This is a genomic window from Stenotrophomonas sp. GbtcB23, from assembly GCF_019091045.1.
Lineage (GTDB): Bacteria > Pseudomonadota > Gammaproteobacteria > Xanthomonadales > Xanthomonadaceae > Stenotrophomonas > Stenotrophomonas rhizophila_A.
This window is the reverse complement of record NZ_JAGXKC010000421.1, coordinates 1-270: the sequence shown is the minus strand read 5'-3', so window position 1 is coordinate 270 and position 270 is coordinate 1. Positions and strand designations below refer to the sequence as shown.

1 pseudogene is annotated in these 270 nt (G+C 60.0%); it reads right to left on the bottom strand.

Annotated features, from left to right (window positions below):
* A pseudogene (locus tag KVS69_RS19640) lies at positions 1 to 270 on the bottom strand (iron ABC transporter permease); the annotation flags it as partial.

Here is a 270-nt window from a genome sequence, read left to right as displayed (position 1 = left end):
AGATAGGGCACCATCAGCACCAAATCGAGCGAGCCCGAGACGACATTGTCCTTTCGCACCACGATGAAAGACAGGAGGCCGGAGACGACGGCGATCAGAGCAACCGCCGCCAGAGCGAACAGGAAGCTGTTGTAGATCGCCTGCGGCGAATCCCTCAGGATGCGCTCATAGCTGCCGAGACCAAAGCCGCCGGTAGAGACCGGGCCGTCTGTGGCCAGGAACGAGGTATAAACGACAGTGAAGGCAGGCAGCATGGCGATGAAGACGACC